This is a genomic window from Bradyrhizobium sp. USDA 4486 (genome assembly GCF_054057995.1).
In genome coordinates this window covers 991042-1009427 of record NZ_JBSRZV010000001.1, presented here as the reverse complement: position 1 = coordinate 1009427, position 18386 = coordinate 991042, and the positions used below count along the sequence as shown (strand labels likewise).

The window sequence follows — 18386 nt, the reverse complement described above, 5'->3', positions numbered from 1 at the left end:
TCACGCATGTATCCGCTGGCTGTCGAGCATCGATCTCAATCGCGACGACAGCTCTGGCGGCGAGATGGGCTTCTGAATCAGAATGACGCCCCGTTCGAGGCGACCCTGATGGACGATGGCGTCTCGCGCATACCCTGTCATGAAGAGGACCTGCAGTCCGGGTCGATCGGCGAGCGCGCGCTCAGCGAGCTGCCGGCCGTTCATGCCCGGCATCACGATGTCGGTCAAAAGCAGATCAATTCCCAAGGCACGGTTGTCGATGAACTCCAGAGCTTTCTCAGCGTGCTCCGCCACTAGGACCGAATAGCCCATCTCACCCAACAGCTCGGAGAGATGCTCGCGGACACCGCGATCATCTTCAACGATAAGGATTGTTTCGCCCCGTCCCCGCAGGATTTCGCGGCTAGGGTCTTCCAGCAGGACAGGGCTCGTCGCTTTGGAGCGGGGCAGATACAACTTGACCGTCGTACCCTTGCCGACCCGGCTGTCGATCACGACGTGCCCCGCGGATTGCCTGATGAACCCGTACACTTGGCTGAGACCAAGACCGCTTCCAGCTCCGGGACCTTTTGTCGTGAAGAACGGCTCGAACACCCGCTCGAGCACTTCGGGCTTCATGCCCGTTCCTTCATCGGCAACCGAGATGACAACGTACTCGCCGGGAGCGAGGCTTTCCACGTTGGCACAGAAGTCGGCGTCGAGGGCAATGTTGCCTGCCTCGATCGTTAGCCTTCCTCCCTTCGGCATCGCATCGCGAGCGTTGATGGCGAGATTGATGATGGCCGCCTCCAGCTCGACCGGATCGACGTCTGTTATCCAGAGGTCGGTAGCTCGAAACGTGTCAATATGGATTTTTTCTCCCAACGACCTGATCAATAGACCGGCGACTTGAGTCAAGACCCGGCTCACGTCAATTGGCTTTGGGTCGAGTGGCTGCCGCCGCGAGAAGGCGAGCAGGCGGCGAACGAGTTGCGCAGCCCGTTCGGCTCCACTCAATGCGTTGCGGGCCTGCCGCTGGGTCTTCTCGTCCTCCGTCGTACGGCGTACGATAGCTTCCAGATTGCCCATGACAATCGAGAGTAGGTTGTTGAAGTCGTGGGCGATCCCCCCCGTGAGCTGACCGATCGCCTCCAGCTTCTGCGACTGGCGGACGACGGCCTCCGCACTTTGGCGCCGGCGAACTTCGGCATAGAACTGGTTGGTCCGCCGCAACGCGAGGTATTCAAGCCACAGGATCAGGCCGAGCGTTGGCGCGCCGAACGCGAGCTGAATAAGAAGCCATAGGCTCCATTCGCGCCAGATCGACATCACTTCGAGACTGGAAGTGACGTATATCGGCAAATTCGCAAGGTGCCGGACCTCGAAGCGCCTCTTCAGTCCATCCACCGCCGAGACCGTGGTGTATTTCGCCGTGCGTCCTTGCGCTGCCGTGGCTCGGCGGAAGCCGGTGTTCTCAGACAAGACGATCTCGGGAGCGGCCGGCACTGGGTAGCGCGCGAGGACGACGCCGTCCTCCCGGATAATAGCGTGGCTGGCGGACGCGCCGGCGCTAAGGGTGGCAAAAAACTTCTCGAATGCGCTCGGCGGTACGACGACGGCGCTGATTCCAGCGACGGCTCCCGTCTGATCGTGCCATTTCTTGCTGACCGAGAAGAACGCCGGACCGCCGATCTTTGGAATCAGAATTTTCCCGATGAACGTTCGGGTTTTGGGGTCCTGTTGTGCTATGAAGTAGTCGCGGTCAGAGTTGTTCAAGTCAGGAGCCGGAAACACGGACGATGTGACCAATGGTCTGCCCGACTGGTCGAACAGCCAAATGGCCTGGAGATCCGGCGCTTTCCCGATCATCTCCTCTAGTGCTTCGTGGAGGTGCTCCTGGTCCGCCTTCAGACTTTCGCTGCTGTGTTTGCGGGTTATTCCTTCGACACTGGCAAAAAGGATTTCGATCTCTTCAAACACCTTGTTGGTGTGCTCCACGGCGATGTCGAGCGAGCGACTGATCCGCTCGTTGGCCGACGTCGAGACGAACCTGTAGTGCTCCAGGCTCGCGACGCTCAGAACGAAGAGCGCTCCCAAGACGGTGGCTGCCATGACCAGAGTGAAGCTTGCCGCAGCCGACCGAGGAGCTTCATTTTTCGGGTCCGCGCTCACCCGCAGCAACAGGCCCGGGGCGAGCTGGCCCCCTCAGCCTCCCCGATTGTCGAAGTTTCATTGGCCATGGACTTCCCCGGTCAGGGAACGTAATCCTCGCGAACTTAGTTGGTTCCATCGCTGACTTCCTGGCGTGCTGGCGCCGATTCACGCTGCCGCGCTTTCGTGCTAGCGTCCCGTGCCGCGCTGATCGCGCGGAAAGGCGCGGCACCGGCCGCAGGAGCCGTACCAGAGCGGCCCCTGCGGCCAAGGTAGCCGCCGTCGAGAGATCATCGGTCGCTACAGACTTGCTCGCGGACGGAGCACAGCTCAAGCGTCCGCAATTGCGTTGCAAAGCAAAGCCCACGACGGATCGCGCCGGGTTTCCATTGGTGATTGAAGTCTCGCCTCCGGTGCTTCGTCGCACAGTTGGTCGCCGGACTGTTTGCCCCTTCCGGAGTATCCTTCGGCAGGAGAGAAAACTGCCTCAGCAGTCCTGAACACGTTTGCAAGTTAGGCCGACTTCTGCGTTGCCTCCGTGAGCGCAGCCTTAGCCACCTCGGTCAGTCCGGAAAGGGTTCTGTTGCCTTGGATCGCGCTGTCCAGCAATCTTTCAGCGATCTTCTTTCTCAGCTCGTGATTGCCACCGTGGGGCAAGGATCTGCAGACGTCCTCGAGTACAACGTCGAGCTTCGCCAAGGTGCGGTCGTCGAGCTGAGTCATGGATGCCTCGTTGTTTGGAGCTCATCGTCGGCGGCGCGACCCGGCGGCGCCTTTTCCGGGGCGGTCCAGCCTTCGAACCGGAGCGCCGTCTCGGCTTGGCGAACCTTCTTCAACAGCTCCTCCCGAACCGGCCCCGGGGGAAGACGGGACGCCTTATCACAGGCTTCTTTCGCGAACCTGGAGAGACGGTCGGCAAGAGAAACCGTCTGCTTGAAACGCCGCCGCTTCTGCATATCGCTGCTCCTTGCACCACGACCGGAGCGCCATTAGGGCCCTTGACTCCACAGAAGAAGGATCCATGACTTTTGTTCCAGAGCCGGAACCGATAAAATTCAGGTAGTTGGAAAGGGCTCGAAGAGCCGATATGCAGCTAGAGGGAGCTGCTGGAACTCGCGCCCCGAGATCGCGTTTGCCCGCTGGCCAAAGTCGGCTTTTCCTCATCGAAAAACACAGTGACGAGCGGCGGCCAGTCGTCAATCAGCCCGGCTGCGCCGAGAATTGGGGGTGATATGACCCGAGACAGCCATGCGGATCCAGCCGCCGAAATAGCCGCTTGGCAATGGCGGCAAATCGTCAATGGGGCGACCGATACAGCCATCATCACGACTGACGTCCGCGGTGCGGTGACAAGCTGGAACACGGGGGCTGTGAACATCCTAGGCTGGGACGAGGCCGAGATGCTCGGCAAGTCGCTCAGCCGCATTTTCGCGGCGGAAGACCAACAGGCCCAACTGGCCCACGAGATTGAAGACGCGATGTCTGTCGGCAAGGGCGGCGGCGAGGAGGGCTGGCGGTTCCGGAAAGATGGGAGCCGATTCTGGGCCGTAGGCGAACTGAGCCCCATCCGTGATGGAGCGAACGTCGTTGGTTTCATAAAAATCCTGCGCGACAGAACGGCGCAGCGGGACGCTGAAGAAATCATCAAGGAAGAGCGCCACGCGCTCGAAGTCCTTAACCGCGCTGGTTCGGAGCTGGCTCTTGAGACTGACCTCCACAAGCTTGTGCAGATCGTCACGGACGCGGGAGTGGAGCTTTCGCGCGCTGAATTCGGCGCCTTCTTCTACAACCTCCTGAACGATGCTGGAGAGAGCTACACGCTCTATACCCTGTCGGGAGCTCCCATAGAGGCGTTCTCGAAATTCCCGATGCCCAGGAATACGGAGGTCTTCTCTCCGACGTTCAACGGCGAGGGGATCGTTCGATCGGACGACATCACCAAAGATCCTCGCTACGGCAAGAATGCTCCACGACAAGGCATGCCCGAAGGACATCTGCCGGTCCGGAGCTATCTTGCAGTACCGGTCGTATCCCGCACCGGCGAGGTTCTGGGTGGATTATTCTTTGGACACGCGAAGACTGGCGTGTTCACCGAGAGATCCGAGCGGGGCCTTGCAGGCCTCGCGGCGGAGGCTGCCGTCGCGATAGACAACGTCCGCCTCTCGCAGGCGATGCAGCGCGAGATCGGCGAGCGGAAAAGGGCGCAGGAGGCTCTCGTCGGACTGAATGCCACACTCGAAAAGCAGGTAGTGGAGCGCACCGAACAACTTAGAAAGAACGAGGAGGCTCTTCGCCAATCCCAGAAGATGGAAGCCGTCGGCCAACTGACAGGCGGGGTGGCGCACGACTTTAACAATCTGCTTCAGGTCATCATCGGCAATCTCGACACGATCAAGCGCAATCTGCCAGAGGAATCCGCCCGACTGCAGCGCGCCGCCAAGCACGCCATGAACGGGGCGCAACGTGCGGCCACACTGACACAACGGCTCCTGGCTTTCTCGCGGCGGCAGCCACTCGACCCGAAGCCGCTCGACGTGAACGTGCTGGTCAACGGCTTATCCGAGATGGTGCATCGCACCTTGAGCGAGACGATCTCGGTGGAAACCGTGCTCGGTGCAGGAGTATGGCGCGTCGAAGTCGATCCGGCCGAGTTGGAGGCCGCGATCATCAACCTCGCGGTAAATGCCCGTGATGCAATGCCGAACGGCGGACGCGTCACCATAGAAACCAGCAACGCCCATATCGACGAAGCATACGTCGCCGCACACAGCGAAGTCGTTCCCGGCCAATACGTCGCCATCGCTGTCACAGATACCGGTGTTGGCATGGATGCCAAGACGGTTGCGCAGGCCTTCGAGCCCTTCTTCACGACGAAAGCGGTCGGAAAAGGCACGGGACTTGGTTTGAGCCAGGTCTACGGTTTCGTGAAGCAGTCCGGCGGGCACGTGAAGATCTATTCCGAAGTCGGACAGGGGACGACGGTGAAGCTCTATCTGCCGCGGATTGCAGGCGAGGGATTGACCGCAGAGGAATCCGGTTTGCTCCCTAGTCCCGAAGGCGCACAGGAAGAGACCATCCTTGTGTTGGAGGACGACGACGATGTGAGGGCATACTCCGTCGACACCCTCCGTGAATTGGGCTATCGCGTCATCGAAGCTCACGACGGGCCAGCGGCTTTACGCCTGCTTGAGCGGGAGCCTCGGGTTGACCTTCTGTTCACCGACGTCGTCCTACCCGGCGGGCTGACCGGCGCGCAGGTCGCAGCTCAAGCGAAAACGGTTCGCCCCACCTTGAAGGTTCTGTTCACGACCGGATATGCGCGCAATGCCATCATTCATCATGGCCGGCTGGACAAGGGGGTGCAGCTGATAGTCAAGCCGTTTAGCTTTACCGAGTTAGCGGCAAAGGTCCGCGATGTCCTTGACGCAAAGGCGGACTGATCAAGACGGTTTGGCAATGCAGCCTCGGCGAGGCGTGCGGTTCGGACGAAAATCTTTGCGACAAAGTCGCTTGCCCCACTGAACCAGTCTTGTAAATTCTGTTGCTGAAGCAAGTCCTGGGGGCGTGGCATGCGGGAGGATCCTCCGCAGAGTGGCCAGCGTTGCGACGGGTTCGCCTATTTCGCGGTTGTGCTGAAAAAGCGCGGACGACGCCGTTGGACATGGGCCGTTAACGCAGCGACGGGACAAGTCCTTATGTGCGGCTCAGAGCGTACGCGCGCGGAAGCGCGATACAAGGCCGATCGCGCGCTGTTCCTGCTTCTTTGCTCTAGCGCAACCCGTCACTCCAAAGCACCGGCTGAAGGATCTGAGCTCCTGGCTCGCGCCGAAATGACTATGTCAGAGGCCCGGCAGCGGCGACACGAAAGCCGAACAGCTATGGCAAAGCTGCGCGGGCGGAGGAAAGCTCTCCGCGACGGCATTGAGAAGCTCCGCTTGGCTCAGCAGGCGCTTATGCTGGAGGCTGCGTCCGCACGATTATTCATGCGGCTCGCAGCGAAACACTTACAACACGCTGCGGACTATCGGCCGCCTGTGGCAATCAAAGCTCCTCCCGCAGACCCTTGAAGTTTGGTGGCGGCCCTTCTCGCCCGCTGATTTCGCTTCGATATCGACCTCGGTGGGCAACCTTTGGCTCTACCGCCGCGCCTTTTCGAACCAGAGACCTCAGGTGCATTCGCAGCTTGACGGTGGGCCCCTTGTCGAAACTATCGTCGACGTTGGCCGATTTCGTTGGCTGGCGCCGGGCTGGCCTCCCAATTTGTCATAGACGCACTTGTCGCTGCCCACGTATTCAGAGCTTGGGGTGGAGCAGAAGTGTCCGCAACGGAGCGCTACGGCCATCGGGCATTCGTTGTGCGGCAGCGGCGAGCCATCAGGCCAATAGAGTTTCCAGGTCACGCACCACTCGTCGCCCGGCTGTGGCGTTCTCCCAGCCATCTCCACCGCGGCGCGATTGTAGAAATTGATCCGGCCCTTTGCATCGGTCGTGTAGATCGCAGCCGGCAACGCCTCGAGAAGATCGCGCATGCGCTGCTCGCCTTCGCGCAGACGGTCTTCCAGTTGCTTGGTGGCGGTGACATCCTGGGCAACCCGTACACCGTACAGAAAGCGACCTTGTGTATCGCGCACCGACGAACTGAAAATATCGAGATGCCGCACTGACCCATCAGGCCGGAGTGCGCGCTTGCGAATGGTGTAGTTCGCGATGTCGCCGCGCACCTGCCGCGCGTAAAGCTCAGCATCCTCAGCCTGGTCATCGGGATCGGTGTAATCGAAGAACGTCATTCCGAGCAGCTCGTCGCGTGAGCGGCCGGCGATACGGCAGAGAAAGTCATTCACCCGCAAGAAGCGGCCGTTCTCGTCGGTCTCGGAGATTCCGACGCTGGCCGCCTCATAAGTTGCAGCAAGCCGGACTTCACTCGCTTGTCGCGCTTCCTCAGCAGCATGCAATTTGCTCACGTCAATGGTGAAGCAACGCGTGTTGGCGAACTTGCCCTCCACAAAGCGGCTGTTGGACGTAATCAGCACATGTTTGACGGAGCCGTCACGCGCGCGAAGCCGGGCAGGATAGCGGTCGAGCCGCTCGCCGCATGAGAGGCGCTGAAGGATATCGCCGATAATCGGAGCATCGGCATGAAACTCCGCCACATGGCGGCCGATGTACTCCTCGGGTCTGTACCCCAGCATGTCCAGTTCGGCTTTGTTGGCGCGAAGGATAATCCCTTCGCTGCTGACGATATGCAGGCCCACGGCACCGTTCTCGAAAAAGTCCTCCAGATCCAGCGTCTGCCGGCGTACTTCGTCCTCGACCTGCTTGCGGCCCGTGATGTCTTGGAAGCAATTGATGGCGCCTTGGATTCCGCCAGAGTGGTCGCGCAACGCGCGGATATTGACCAAGGCCGTAAACCGAGAGCCGTCCGGCCGCGCCATGATAACTTCGGCATTGCGCGTGGGCGTACCTAGACGAACCGCCGTGGCCATGGGACAGTCGTTGTGTGCTAGCGGCGTTCCATCGAGCAGATAAAGTTGATGCGACCCGCAGAAGCGCTCCTTCTTGGAGATATCCGGTGTTCGTCCCACAATTGAACGGCCTCGGTGTTGTAGCCGACGAGAACCCCGTTGGCGTCACAGAGGTACACCGCACCCGGGATGGCATCGAGAGCCGCACCACCGGCAGCAACCAGCGCCTCGAACTCGGTCGGCTGCCGGCGAGCAGAGAGCGGAAATTCTTCGACATTCGACATGAAAGCTGCTCTCGGGGCGAGAGGCGGAGGTCGGAACCCCTGTTCGAAAAAGGATATAGGCAGACACCCCCGTTGGCCCGCCGAACCCTGCTTAACGTCCGGAGAGTCCGCGGGTTCCTGAGTAGTCGTCAATTAGTTCGCGAATAGCATGAACGGTCACGATGTTCACGTAATGTTCAACCCTGCGTGGTGCTGTCCGAGGGAGTGTCTCCCCTTCTCGGTGATTCTGGCCGTATATTCGTTCCGCCTGGGGAACGGCGGACGTGGATTACCGCGCTTACATCCTTGATGATGAGGGGCGCATCACCGGCGTGCATGAGCTGGATTGGGCTAATGATGACGAGGCGACGCGAAGTTCGCAAAGACGCGGGCCGTTGAATACTACGGGGATGCTATTGGATGCTCGGCGAAGTCACTCCGCCGGGTTTGCATGATGGCGAGCGATTCCTCACCAAAGCTCTGATAGAGCAAGGCCTGATCTTGGAAGCGAACGCTTGCTGGCACACACCGGCCGCACGGTTGAAGCAATTGCCGCAGAGCTAGGCTTCAGCGAACCAACAAACTTCGTGAAGTTTTTCAGACGGCCCGGACGATGCGACCGCTTGACTTACGAGCAAAGTTCCCGGGCGCCAGTTCTGGCTGACACCGTCCTCAGTGCTCAACGCCTTAAAGATCGTTCTGAACCAAAAGCCGCCCTCAGCGCGCTCTGCGACCTCGCACCGAACTGACAATTTCCGCTGCAGCGTCCTGAAGTTCTTCGAGATGCCGGGCGGCGAAGACCTCCACCGAAAAGGCGGTCCTGAGCCAGACAATGTTGATCGAGCCCAGAACGCGCGCGCCATCGCGCAGGGGAACAGCAATTGAGATCAAGCCGTCCGCATGCGGCGGCTTGCCATACCAGCCGCCGACGTGGGTGGGGTCGCGCGTCGCGTAGCCGCGTGCTCGCACTTCCGCGAGAATCGTATTCAGACGCGCGGGCTCTCGCGCCAAACGATCTTCGGCCTTGTTCGAAGTCCGCAGCATTTCGATGATCTCCTGCCGCTCCTTGGCCGGACAATAGGCCAAATAGGCTCGTCCAACACCGGTCAGCAACCAGTTCACCTGTAGACCGACCCTCTCCTCTTGCAACAGGATCGGGCTGCGCGCACGGGTGGTCTCACGGATTTCCATGTGGTCTCCTGCCGGCACCATGAGATCCGAAGGCCACGAAACGCGCCGACACAGCCGCTCGAGCACCGGAGCAGCGGCTTCCGCGATCCGATCGCGACGCTGCCGGCGAGACGGCGCGCGCGAAAGCGTGGCGCCGATGCGGTAACTCCCATCCGCAAGCCGCCGGGTGACCACGCCGGACCGTGCCAGCGTGTGAAGGATGCGGAGCAGGCTTGGCTTGGAGATACCGGTGAAGACGTAAAGCTGCTGCAGCGAGGAATCGGGCTGCATCTGCAGAGCCTGCAGGACACGAAGGCCCCGCTCCAGGCTCTTGATGATTTTCGGACCCACCACCACCATTCTCCATTCCACATTGTGGAACGCAACATTCCACAACGTGGAACGTACGTCGATTTTTCTGGCAAATCCAGCCAGAGCGTCCGAAGCTGGCGTGCCTGCAGGTTGCAACTTTGGAAGTGGCATTGAAAACCCAGCGTTGGATGGAGCTTTCCATGAGACCCCACCTTTTCTTCCGCAGCGCCTCATTCTCCGTTGCGACAGTGGCCCTGCTCGCAGCCTCGGCACCACAAGTATCGGCGCAGACCTCGTTCCCAACGGGGACGGTCCGCTTCGTGGCGCCGTTCTCGGCCAGTACGCCGCCCGACATCATCAGCCGCATCGTCTCCAAGGAGCTGACCGAAGCCGAAGGCTGGCGCGTCATCGTCGAGAACCGGCCTGGCGGCGTGACCACCATCGCAGCGACGGATGTGCTGACCCAGCCGGCGGACGGTAACAGCCTCTATGCGATGTCGGTGCCGTCGGTTGCAGCTCCGTCGTTGGTGCCGAACATCTCGTTTAATCTGGACAAGGATTTCGACCCGGTCATCAAGGCGACAGTCTCCTACAACGTGCTGGTGGTGAACCCCTCGGTGCCGGCCAAGACGGTCGCGGACCTGGTGGCATTGCTGAAGAGCCAGCCCGACAAGCTGACATTCTCGTCCGGCGGCTTCGGCACGCCCGCCCACCTGATCGGCGAGCAATTCAAGCAGCGGACCGGCACGCGGGCCCAGCACGTTCCCTATGCGCAATTCCCGCAGGCGATCGGCGACCTGCTCAACGGCACCAACGCCTTCATGTTTATCACCATGTTGCCGGTCGTCGACCTGATCAAGACCGGTAAGCTGCGGGCGCTTGCGGTGACCGGACCGAAGCGTGTGCCGCTTCTTCCTGATGTGCCGACTATCGTCGAAGCCGGCTATCCTTCACTGGTGGTCGAGGACTGGACCGGCTTCGCAGTCAAGCATGGCACGCGGAAGGAAACGGTCGCACGGCTCAACGCCGCCATCAACAAGGTACTGGAGAAGCCGTCAGTGCGCGAGGCGCTGGCAAAGATCGGCGCCGAACCGGCGGGCGGCACGCCCGAGCAATTCGGCCGGCTGGTCGGCGATCAGGTTTCGCACTGGCACAAGGTCGTCGCCGACGCCGGCATTAAGGTCCAGTAACAGTGACATCAGATTTTCGAGTGACGTTCCTCGGGACGGGGACACCAATCCCCCGTCCCGATCGCTTTGGCCCGAGCACGCTGATCGAAGCGGGCAGTCACACTGTGCTGATCGATGCCGGCCGTGGCGCCGCAATGCGATTGTTTCAGCTCGGCGTTCCGATCGGCCGGATCGATGCGCTGTTGCTCACGCATTTTCATTCCGATCACACGGTCGGCATTCCTGACCTCTGGCTGACGGGCTGGCTGAGCTCATATTTCGGCAACCGCCAGCGTGCATTCAACGTGATCGGCCCGGTTGGCACAGCCAAACTGATGCACCACCTCGAAGCGGCCTACGCCCACGACATCGAGATCCGCGTCGAGGATGAGAAGCTGGCACGCGAGCATGTCGCGATCACGGTGAGCGAGTTTGCGGAGGATGGCGTCGTCTATCAGACCGGCGATCTGCGCGTCATCGCCTTCGCGGTCGATCATGGCGACGCCATTAAGCCGGCATATGGCTATCGCATTGAGTATCAGGGCCGGGTCGCGGTGATCTCCGGCGACACTCGCTACAACATGAACTTGCTGCGGTACGGCGAGGGCGCCGATCTGCTGGTGCACGAGGTTGCGATGGCTCCGCCGGAACTGCTGGGCCAAGCCGACATTCAGCGCATCATCAATCATCACACCTCGCCCCAGGAAGCCGGATGCGTGTTTGCGCAGACACGGCCGAAGCTCGCCGTATTCACGCATCTGGTCATGCTCGCCAGTGACTCCGTGACGGCACCAAGCGCTGGCGATCTGATCGCGGCGACCCGCGAGACTTATGCCGGACCGCTTGTTGTCGGCGAAGACCTGATGAGCTTCGACATTGGCGAGACGGTTATGGTCAGAAATCTAAATTCTGGCCCCTGAGACGTCGGGTTTGACTTCAAAGGCTGCCCTCGGCAGCTTGCATGTATTTGGTCAGCTCACCTGCCGGAAGCGGCCGTCTCTTTAGGTAATTGACGCATCGACCGCGTTCTGTTCACGGTCGTTTCATCCCGCTTCGTTGCGGCGTCCTGGACGTGAACGAGAACTGCTCGAGATCTGGGGCAGCTTGAAGCAAGCCCCTGAAATCGACCGAGCGCTAATAAAGAGACACGCTGCGACTATTGATTTCTCAACCGATTTTCTCGAACTGAGCCAAGATCCGACTATTTGAGATCAATGGGTTACAACGAAACATCCAACCACAAGAGCGCGTCATGTTGTCGGATCGACACATCCGAAACGTCTACCGCCTTTTACACACACCAACCAAACCTACGAGCCAGAGAGTCTACCGCATTGTGAAGCCGTTCTCGATGATACCGGAAGACAGGCCGAGATCGCGGTCGCCGACCTGAACGTTTAGCCCGTCCGGATCCCGCACGTGGAAACTGTTGCTATCCTGCTGCGGGTCCAGCCCCATCGCGGCAAGGCGAGCTTGCAGCCAGGCGGCGTTGTAGCCGTCGATCCCGAACATAAAATGAGAGATCGTGCCGGGCTGCCCTTCTTCGCGCAGCACCAGCATGCTTTCCCCGAAGCCGAGCAGCACGCTTGTCGCGCTCTCCCGGATGATCCGCACCCCGAATGCACGGCAGTACCAATCCTTAGAGCGCTGGAGGTTGGAGACGGAGATCGCGATGTGATTGACTGTCTTGGCGGTACAAATCGGCGGGTCAATACTGATCCTCTCCTCTTCCTGCTGAAGGGAAGTGTTGCCAGTATCTTCGCAGTTCCATGTTAGATCGTCATGGCACGGCATGGGAATCGTTCTCTTGTGGCTCGTTAATTGATAGGAATCCCAATCAGCTGGCTCGATCGGTCCACAGGCCTCCGGTATCGGCAGGGAAGCCGGCAGCGGCATGAGCGCGGGCTTTGGCTGCGAAGTAGTTTTTCGACCACGCAAACCGGCTGCCTGCTTTGGAGAGGCCGACGCTGTCGGCAATGCTAGCGAGGCTGATCGTGTGCCCGGCGGCGGCCCAGTTGCCCTCAGGCACCTCGTCGATGATGACCTGAATGCTGTGGCCGACGTTTTCGCCCGAGGCCGTCGTAACGGCGAGGATCGCTTCGGTCACCCATGCATGCACCTCGCTCTTGTGCCCGGCGTTCATGTAACCTTCCGGGATACTGACATGGACAAGGAACCGTCCGGGCGGCGAGACATAACCGTTTCCAGTCTCCCCACCGGCCCACCAGTCGCCCCGAGCCAGCTCGTCGAACAGAACCCATGCAAAGGCACGGCCGCCCCTCGTGTTGGCTCCGCCCTCCATGCAGATCATCACGTCTGTGAGTTTCCTGGCGAGATCGGCCTTGCTCGTCTCGTCAAGATCACCGGCACCGTAGTAGACTTTCATGATGGGCATATCAGTTTCCCTTTCGACTGCCCGGGCAGTCCATGCCGGTGCGGTTGGTTTGGCAGAGTACTGAGCGGCAGATGTCGCGGCGGGCACAGGGCCGGGAGTGCTCTGCACGCTGGACCATTTCAGCGATCGGCACGGGCTCGCGTGCCGGACTGAAGGATGCGACTTCGTGTGCGGTCTCAGTGGCCGGCATGCTCACTCTCCCACCTCTTGATGTTCTCGTCGTCGATCATGATCGTCTCGACGATCATCATGTCGGTGTCTTCCTGAAGGACCTCGATGTTGATTGAGCCGGTCGACCAGAGCCCCATGCTGTCGCGTCGATCGAGCACAGCGCCGCCACACCGGATCGATCCTTCGCGCACGAACACGTATGCCCCGTGCGATGCGGTACGCAGCTTGTAGGAAAACGAGCGGCCCTTATCGGCCATCAGGCGGGAGACACGCAGATCCTGGGGGATCGGCAGAGCGCCGTCGGCGTCCCCGATGAGCTGCACGATTTCGTTGCGCCGGCGGCGATAGTCGAAATGGGCGCGATGATAGGTCGGCGGAAGATAGAGCTGTTCGGGAAGCAGCCAGAGGTAGATGGCATGCATGTCCTCCGGCGTGACGCTGAGCTCGGAATGCTTGCCGCCCGAGCCTGCAGAGAAGACGTAATAGTCGCCGGCTTGCAGCCGGTCGACCATGCCCTCGCCCGCCGTGTTGATGTGTGTGAGCTCGCCCTCGAACACGAAGGCGCAGATGACGAAGTTGTGGTGCGGATGCATGTTGTAGCCGCAGCCCGCGCCGTGGAAGATCTCGTCGCCGAAAACACGGACCGGACCGAAGCCTGGCCGTCCGGCCTGATATTCATGGAAGTTGAAGCTGGACGCCCGCGTGACGAACCCGTCGGGATGGCCGGCGATGTAGGAAGATCGCGATCCATCGGATCTGATGAGGTCGTGTCCACGTTCCGCTTCGCGAATGGTGAATGAATTGCTCATGGCGGTGTATCCTTGTGTGGGCGAGTCAGGCGACGCGGGGCCAGATCGGGGCCGCCGGAGGCGTAGCCGATCTCGACCATCTCAAACATGTGCTTTGGCGTGCCGCAGTCCGGGCACACCCAATCGTCCGGAATGTCCGCCCAGCGGGTGCCGGGAGCCAAGCCGTGCTCAGGCAGGCCAAGAGCTTCGTCGTACGAAAAGCCGCAGCCGAGGCACATCAGCCGCTTGAAAGGTTCGTCAGCCATCTTTGACTCCATGCGTTGCCTGACCTCCCTCCGACCCCGGATTGCAAGTATCGAGTTGTGTGTCGGACAGGCGTGATCTGATGGCGCGAGATGTGCGCGTGGGGGTGCACAAATACAAATACAACTTCAATATGCAGGTATCGGCGAGCGATATGGTCGGGGGGGTGTGGCGCGACAAGCGAAGGCGTCGTGCCGTGTCCCCTTTTCGGCTTACGAGGACCCCCGCGCTCAGTAGTGAAGCGCGCGCCCATAAGGGCGTATTGTCCTCGTTCCCACGTACTCCGACCGCCGAATTTGGCAGGAGAACCGCTCCGGAATCAAATTGTAGACAGCTGAACTCAGAAGATCGTGTCGATGCTGGCACTCGGCGGAATGCCAGCAGAATGGTAACTGTACTCACAGGATCCCGCGCCGGTCTGCCGGATCACCTAGCCGCTACATCCCCAAGCTCAGAATCTCGACCCCCCATATCGGCGCGTGGTCAACGCCGATCGCGTGAGCCCAGCACTTGGAAGCATCCTGGCACTATTCGAGCGTTTGCCTACGTCACGGCGTTTTCGTCACAGCGGGCGGGCTCCAGCTTCCGTCAAGGATCGAGGGGCTCTGCTGTCTGGGCCAGTACATCCGCATTGTCAGGTTGAAGCCGCCATCCGGGGCTGGTAGCCAGTTTGCTTCCTTGCCGGGTCCTGGCGATTCGTGCTGGATATAGATATCCGTTGACCCGTCACTATTCTGCTGCAGCGGCATCCAACTGCTGATTGCGTAGCGATGAATCGCATTCTCGACGAAGAAGGACTGCGGGTCGTACATGGTCACCGACCAGAATGCGTTGACCGGCGGCATCTGCCCTGGCCCGAAGTGCAGGACATATCGGTTATTGCCGTTCAGAGGTTTGCCGTCTCCGTCCACGAACGTTGTCGGATAGAGGGCATCTGCGGGAAGGTTCGCAGCGAGCGCGATGAGCGCGATGTAAGCCCGAGTCTCGTAATCCGTCCCGAAGGCTCCAATGTTGCTCGGAGGAATGTGCCAGCTGTTGACCAACGTGCCCATCTGCTTGGCTCGCTCTTGCAAATAGGCGAGCGTCCGCCCCACCGCTTCGTCCAGGCTTTTGTCTCCGTCGGAATCGAGCTTCGTCCGGTCGAACGGCTGCCTCGGGACGATCCCGATCCTCGACAGCTTCTCCAGCATCGCCGCGTCGCCTGAGGGCGGAGGATTCGTGGTCAGCAACTTAGCCAGCGCGGCGAGGAAATCGGCGCCGCTCATGCGCCGGAGTTGCTCAACAGGTGGCGTCTTCATGTCGGCTTGCGCATCGACGGCTCCCTCGGGAGCCGAATACGGCCGACCAAACTTCGACAGCGGAGTAAGGGTGTATCCCGCTTGGATCGCGTGCACGGCTGAATAGTCGGCAGGGCCATTTGTCTGAGTACGCCCGAGAATCCAGACCATATTTGTCGGCGATTTTATCAGCTCCATCCCAGCCGGGAGCTTGCCGCTCCAGTTCGGTCCGGCAATGACGAAGTTGCCGGCCCCTGTTCCGGTTGTACGCGAGCCTGGACTGGCAAACACGTTGGTCCACGCGTCGAGCATGGGAAGGAGATAGTAGCGGCCGCCGGTTTCGGGCACCGACAGGACCATCGGCTCCGTTGAAAGATCAAGGAAGGCGGACGAGTACAGCGTATCCACGTTGGCGCGTACCACGTTCTTGAACGTGGCCGGCGGGAAGATGGGTGCATGAGCGAACTGGTTCACAGGCGCTGCCATGGCATTCGGACGTGCAACGTTGGTCATCCGCCTCCTCGTCAGGTCCATCATCACCAGCGGCAAACCGTAGACGATCGCCTCAGTGACCATGTCGACCGCCTTTTGCTCTGTAGCGGCAACGCTGGCTTCGCCGGGCACAACCGTATCCTTCGCGCCTTTGGCGCCAATTGCTTGTGCTACGCCCGGGCTACACGGGGCGAGCCAACAGATGAGTGCGAGCGCCGCAAAGTCCCTTTGTTTCTGTCCAGACACGAGCTGTCTCCAAGCCACAAGATCGGTTCAGGTTGCTGTTCGTTGGCGTGCATCAAGATCCGTCTCGATACACCCCGTCGAGAGTAACTTAATGCGCGCCGGTCGATGCTAACGCGCCGCCGACAACTGGCCCTCATCGATGATGACGGTAGAACCGTGCATCGCCTTGACGTCGTCCGACGCCAAGAACAAGACCGCCTGCGCAATCTCCTCGGGCGGCGAATATGTACGTCCGCTGGGAGTCGCAAGCGCCTTGCGGGAAAGGATTTCTCCCGAGCCTGGTCCGGTCCGGTCGCTCGCGTTGAGTGGCGTCTCTGTATTGCCCGGCGCGACTGCATTGACGGCGATACCGTAGCCGGCGAGCTCGGCCGCGAAAGACTTCGTGAGCATCACGATTGCAGCTTTCACAGCGCCATAGAGCGCGTACTGCGGAACGCTCTTAAACGCCGCCACTGAACTCACATTGACGATCTTGCCATACCTCGCCTGCTGCATCAGCGGCGCCACGCGATGAACCATGAAGAACGTATTCTTCAGATGGGCGGACACCATGAGATCGAATGCTTCTTCGGTGGTCTCACCAAGCGCGGTCGGAAAATAGACTCCGGCACAATTGATCAGGATATCGATGCGACCATGGTCGGAGGCAAAAGCATTTACCAGCCGATCAATTTCAGCCACATGGCGTAAGTCCGCGGCATAGGCCCGCGCCTTGCCGCCCCTTGCTTCGATCTCCGCGACCACGGCCTCCGCTTTGCCGAGATCCGAGCTGGCGACCACGCCTACAATCGCTCCCTGCTCGGCAAACAACAATGCGATTGCGCGACCGATACCGGAGCTACTCCCCGTCACCAATGCCGTTTTACCAGGAAGCTTCATGATATTCTCCGTATCGATCGAAGAGTAAGTGGATCATCGCCTTGGCAGCAGATGCCCGTGCCGGTCGACAAACGTTCCAACCGCCGCAAAAACCTGATCGAGATCGCGGTCGGACATGGCCAGCGACAGCGCCATCATACCCCGCCTCGCAATCCAGATTTGTTCTTCAAGCATGTGAAAGTAGAAGAGCTCGCGTAACCGTGGATCAGTCTTCGCGGCATCCTTCGCGTTCCGGAGCTGTCCAGCGATGAAGTGGATGCCCATGATGGAGCCGAAGCCGGTGAACTGGGCCGCGATGCCGGCTTTCTCGAGCATCGCGTTCAGGCGTTCACGCAAATCGTTGCCGCGCGCCGTCAGTTGCACCAAAGCGGTCGCGGTTACAACTTCGGACAGGACAGCGGCGCCGACAGGCATAGCCAGGCTGTTGTTGTTGAACGTTCCGGAAAGCACCAGTGATGTCGGCTTTCTGGGATCAAAAGCGGCCATGATATCCTCGCGACCTCCGAACGCTCCGAATGAAAGGCCGCCGGCCATGTATTTTCCGAGCGTGGACATATCGGGTGTGACGTTCCAATAGCCCTGCAACCCATTGGGAGCGAGGCGAGAGGTCTGGATCTCGTCGAAGATCAGGACGATACCTTGGCGCTCCGTCTCCTCTCGAAGCATGACGAGAAACGACTTCTCGGCAGGTATGCTGCCGCCGGCGCCAAGCATCGGTTCGACGAGCACGGCCCCCAGCTTGTCTCCCTCCCGCCGGATTACCTTCCTTGTCGCGTCTGGATCATTGTAGGGCGCCTGTACGACGTCGAGCCTGGTGTTGAGGGGCGATGGACCGGATACCGGAAAGTTGAGACTGCCACCGTGATAGGCCCCCTCGAACACCAGGACCTTGGACCTCCCCGTACGATGCAGTGCCGTCGCAAGAGCCGAGAGATTGGCTTCGGTGCCAGAGTTCGCGAACCGCACTTTGTCGATCGAAGGGAAGCGTTCGACGATCAGGCGAGCGAAACGTGCCTCGGCTTCGATCTGGCCGCCGAAGCTGAGCCCGTTGTCGAGCGCCTCCCGGATGGTGCGGAGCACGACGGGATTGGAGTGACCGAGCAGCCCTGCCGTGTATTCGCTAAGCGCATCGATATAGCGTTTGCCGTCGATATCCCAAAGATATGCATCCTTGCCGCGCGCGATGAATACCGGAAACGGCGAATTGAAAAGGCCAGTCCGAGTCGTTCCGCCCGGAAGATACTCCGCGGCGCGACCAAACGCTTCGAGGCTTTTGCCATTCCGGGCCGTATAGTTCGTACGTGCGGCCGCCAGCGCACTATCGATGTCGCCTTCTGAATTCCTAGGATCGGCTAGGGATAAGCTCAT

General features: G+C 60.4%; 15 protein-coding genes and 1 pseudogene. 4 read left to right on the top strand and 12 right to left on the bottom strand.

Features of this window, described 5'->3' with window-relative positions:
* From ACVWY3_RS04805 to ACVWY3_RS04795, 3 genes are all read right to left on the bottom strand, one after another.
* Nucleotides 1–2091: a response regulator gene (locus tag ACVWY3_RS04805; RefSeq protein WP_456837428.1), complete on the bottom strand. Its 2091-nt coding sequence runs from the start codon at nucleotides 2089–2091 to the stop codon at nucleotides 1–3.
* Between the two features lie 552 nt (nucleotides 2092–2643).
* Entirely contained in the window at nucleotides 2644–2853 is a 210-nt protein-coding gene (locus tag ACVWY3_RS04800) for a hypothetical protein (RefSeq protein WP_456837427.1), read from the bottom strand.
* Nucleotides 2850–3086: a hypothetical protein gene (locus tag ACVWY3_RS04795; protein ID WP_456837426.1), complete on the bottom strand. Its 237-nt coding sequence runs from the start codon at nucleotides 3084–3086 to the stop codon at nucleotides 2850–2852. Before ACVWY3_RS04795 ends, ACVWY3_RS04800 begins: the two co-directional genes overlap by 4 nt.
* A gap of 276 nt (nucleotides 3087–3362) precedes the next feature.
* On the opposite strand from ACVWY3_RS04795, the gene ACVWY3_RS04790 reads away from it, so the two are divergent.
* Complete coding sequence (locus ACVWY3_RS04790; protein ID WP_456837425.1) at nucleotides 3363–5570, top strand: ATP-binding protein; 2208 nt, start codon at nucleotides 3363–3365, stop codon at nucleotides 5568–5570.
* Nucleotides 5571–6455: 885 nt separating this feature from the next.
* Here the strand turns inward: ACVWY3_RS04790 and ACVWY3_RS04785 are convergent.
* A pseudogene (locus tag ACVWY3_RS04785) lies at nucleotides 6456–7876 on the bottom strand (PAS domain S-box protein); the annotation flags it as partial.
* A 399-nt stretch (nucleotides 7877–8275) separates the two neighbouring features.
* Between ACVWY3_RS04785 and ACVWY3_RS04780 the strand changes: the two are divergent.
* Nucleotides 8276–8419, top strand: coding sequence for a hypothetical protein (locus ACVWY3_RS04780; protein ID WP_456837424.1), 144 nt, complete (start codon nucleotides 8276–8278; stop codon nucleotides 8417–8419).
* Nucleotides 8420–8572: 153 nt separating this feature from the next.
* Here ACVWY3_RS04780 and ACVWY3_RS04775 read toward each other — a convergent pair whose 3' ends face one another.
* Nucleotides 8573–9385 (bottom strand): IclR family transcriptional regulator domain-containing protein, encoded by an 813-nt coding sequence (locus ACVWY3_RS04775; protein WP_456837423.1) that lies wholly within the window; start codon nucleotides 9383–9385, stop codon nucleotides 8573–8575.
* Between the two features lie 152 nt (nucleotides 9386–9537).
* Here ACVWY3_RS04775 and ACVWY3_RS04770 point away from each other — a divergent pair, with 152 nt between their 5' ends.
* Complete coding sequence (locus ACVWY3_RS04770; RefSeq protein WP_456837422.1) at nucleotides 9538–10527, top strand: Bug family tripartite tricarboxylate transporter substrate binding protein; 990 nt, start codon at nucleotides 9538–9540, stop codon at nucleotides 10525–10527.
* A gap of 20 nt (nucleotides 10528–10547) precedes the next feature.
* Nucleotides 10548–11426 carry an MBL fold metallo-hydrolase gene (locus ACVWY3_RS04765; RefSeq protein ID WP_456837421.1) on the top strand — a complete coding sequence of 293 codons (879 nt, stop codon included), beginning with the start codon at nucleotides 10548–10550 and terminating at the stop codon, nucleotides 11424–11426.
* Between the two features lie 406 nt (nucleotides 11427–11832).
* On the opposite strand, the gene ACVWY3_RS04760 is transcribed toward ACVWY3_RS04765, so the two are convergent.
* The 7 genes from ACVWY3_RS04760 to ACVWY3_RS04730 form a co-directional block, all read right to left on the bottom strand.
* Nucleotides 11833–12300 carry a VOC family protein gene (locus tag ACVWY3_RS04760; RefSeq protein ID WP_456837420.1) on the bottom strand — a complete coding sequence of 156 codons (468 nt, stop codon included), beginning with the start codon at nucleotides 12298–12300 and terminating at the stop codon, nucleotides 11833–11835.
* Nucleotides 12301–12343: 43 nt separating this feature from the next.
* Nucleotides 12344–12901: a tautomerase family protein gene (locus ACVWY3_RS04755; RefSeq protein WP_456837419.1), complete on the bottom strand. Its 558-nt coding sequence runs from the start codon at nucleotides 12899–12901 to the stop codon at nucleotides 12344–12346.
* Nucleotides 12902–13077: 176 nt separating this feature from the next.
* Nucleotides 13078–13881, bottom strand: a complete 804-nt coding sequence (locus ACVWY3_RS04750; protein WP_456837418.1) for a pirin family protein — start codon at nucleotides 13879–13881, stop codon at nucleotides 13078–13080.
* Nucleotides 13878–14126, bottom strand: coding sequence for a rubredoxin (locus ACVWY3_RS04745; protein ID WP_456837417.1), 249 nt, complete (start codon nucleotides 14124–14126; stop codon nucleotides 13878–13880). Before ACVWY3_RS04745 ends, ACVWY3_RS04750 begins: the two co-directional genes overlap by 4 nt.
* Nucleotides 14127–14672: 546 nt before the next feature.
* Nucleotides 14673–16025: a DUF1254 domain-containing protein gene (locus ACVWY3_RS04740; protein ID WP_456837416.1), complete on the bottom strand. Its 1353-nt coding sequence runs from the start codon at nucleotides 16023–16025 to the stop codon at nucleotides 14673–14675.
* 222 nt (nucleotides 16026–16247) lie between these two features.
* Nucleotides 16248–17018, bottom strand: a complete 771-nt coding sequence (locus ACVWY3_RS04735; protein ID WP_456837415.1) for an SDR family NAD(P)-dependent oxidoreductase — start codon at nucleotides 17016–17018, stop codon at nucleotides 16248–16250.
* 33 nt (nucleotides 17019–17051) lie between these two features.
* Entirely contained in the window at nucleotides 17052–18386 is a 1335-nt protein-coding gene (locus ACVWY3_RS04730) for an aspartate aminotransferase family protein (RefSeq protein WP_456837414.1), read from the bottom strand.

Excerpts from the sequence above, each read along its gene's own strand:
- ACVWY3_RS04760 (WP_456837420.1), bottom strand. The coding sequence starts at position 12,300 with ATGCCGTGCCATGACGATCTAACATGGAACTGCGAAGATACTGGCAAC.
- ACVWY3_RS04755 (WP_456837419.1), bottom strand. The coding sequence starts at position 12,901 with ATGCCCATCATGAAAGTCTACTACGGTGCCGGTGATCTTGACGAGACG.
- ACVWY3_RS04780 (WP_456837424.1), top strand. The coding sequence starts at position 8,276 with ATGCTCGGCGAAGTCACTCCGCCGGGTTTGCATGATGGCGAGCGATTC.
- ACVWY3_RS04730 (WP_456837414.1), bottom strand. The coding sequence starts at position 18,386 with ATGAGCTTATCCCTAGCCGATCCTAGGAATTCAGAAGGCGACATCGAT.
- ACVWY3_RS04800 (WP_456837427.1), bottom strand. The coding sequence starts at position 2,853 with ATGACTCAGCTCGACGACCGCACCTTGGCGAAGCTCGACGTTGTACTC.
- ACVWY3_RS04805 (WP_456837428.1), bottom strand. The coding sequence starts at position 2,091 with ATGGCAGCCACCGTCTTGGGAGCGCTCTTCGTTCTGAGCGTCGCGAGC.
- ACVWY3_RS04795 (WP_456837426.1), bottom strand. The coding sequence starts at position 3,086 with ATGCAGAAGCGGCGGCGTTTCAAGCAGACGGTTTCTCTTGCCGACCGT.
- ACVWY3_RS04750 (WP_456837418.1), bottom strand. The coding sequence starts at position 13,881 with ATGAGCAATTCATTCACCATTCGCGAAGCGGAACGTGGACACGACCTC.
- ACVWY3_RS04735 (WP_456837415.1), bottom strand. The coding sequence starts at position 17,018 with ATGAAGCTTCCTGGTAAAACGGCATTGGTGACGGGGAGTAGCTCCGGT.
- ACVWY3_RS04770 (WP_456837422.1), top strand. The coding sequence starts at position 9,538 with ATGAGACCCCACCTTTTCTTCCGCAGCGCCTCATTCTCCGTTGCGACA.
- ACVWY3_RS04745 (WP_456837417.1), bottom strand. The coding sequence starts at position 14,126 with ATGGCTGACGAACCTTTCAAGCGGCTGATGTGCCTCGGCTGCGGCTTT.
- ACVWY3_RS04790 (WP_456837425.1), top strand. The coding sequence starts at position 3,363 with ATGACCCGAGACAGCCATGCGGATCCAGCCGCCGAAATAGCCGCTTGG.
- ACVWY3_RS04775 (WP_456837423.1), bottom strand. The coding sequence starts at position 9,385 with ATGGTGGTGGTGGGTCCGAAAATCATCAAGAGCCTGGAGCGGGGCCTT.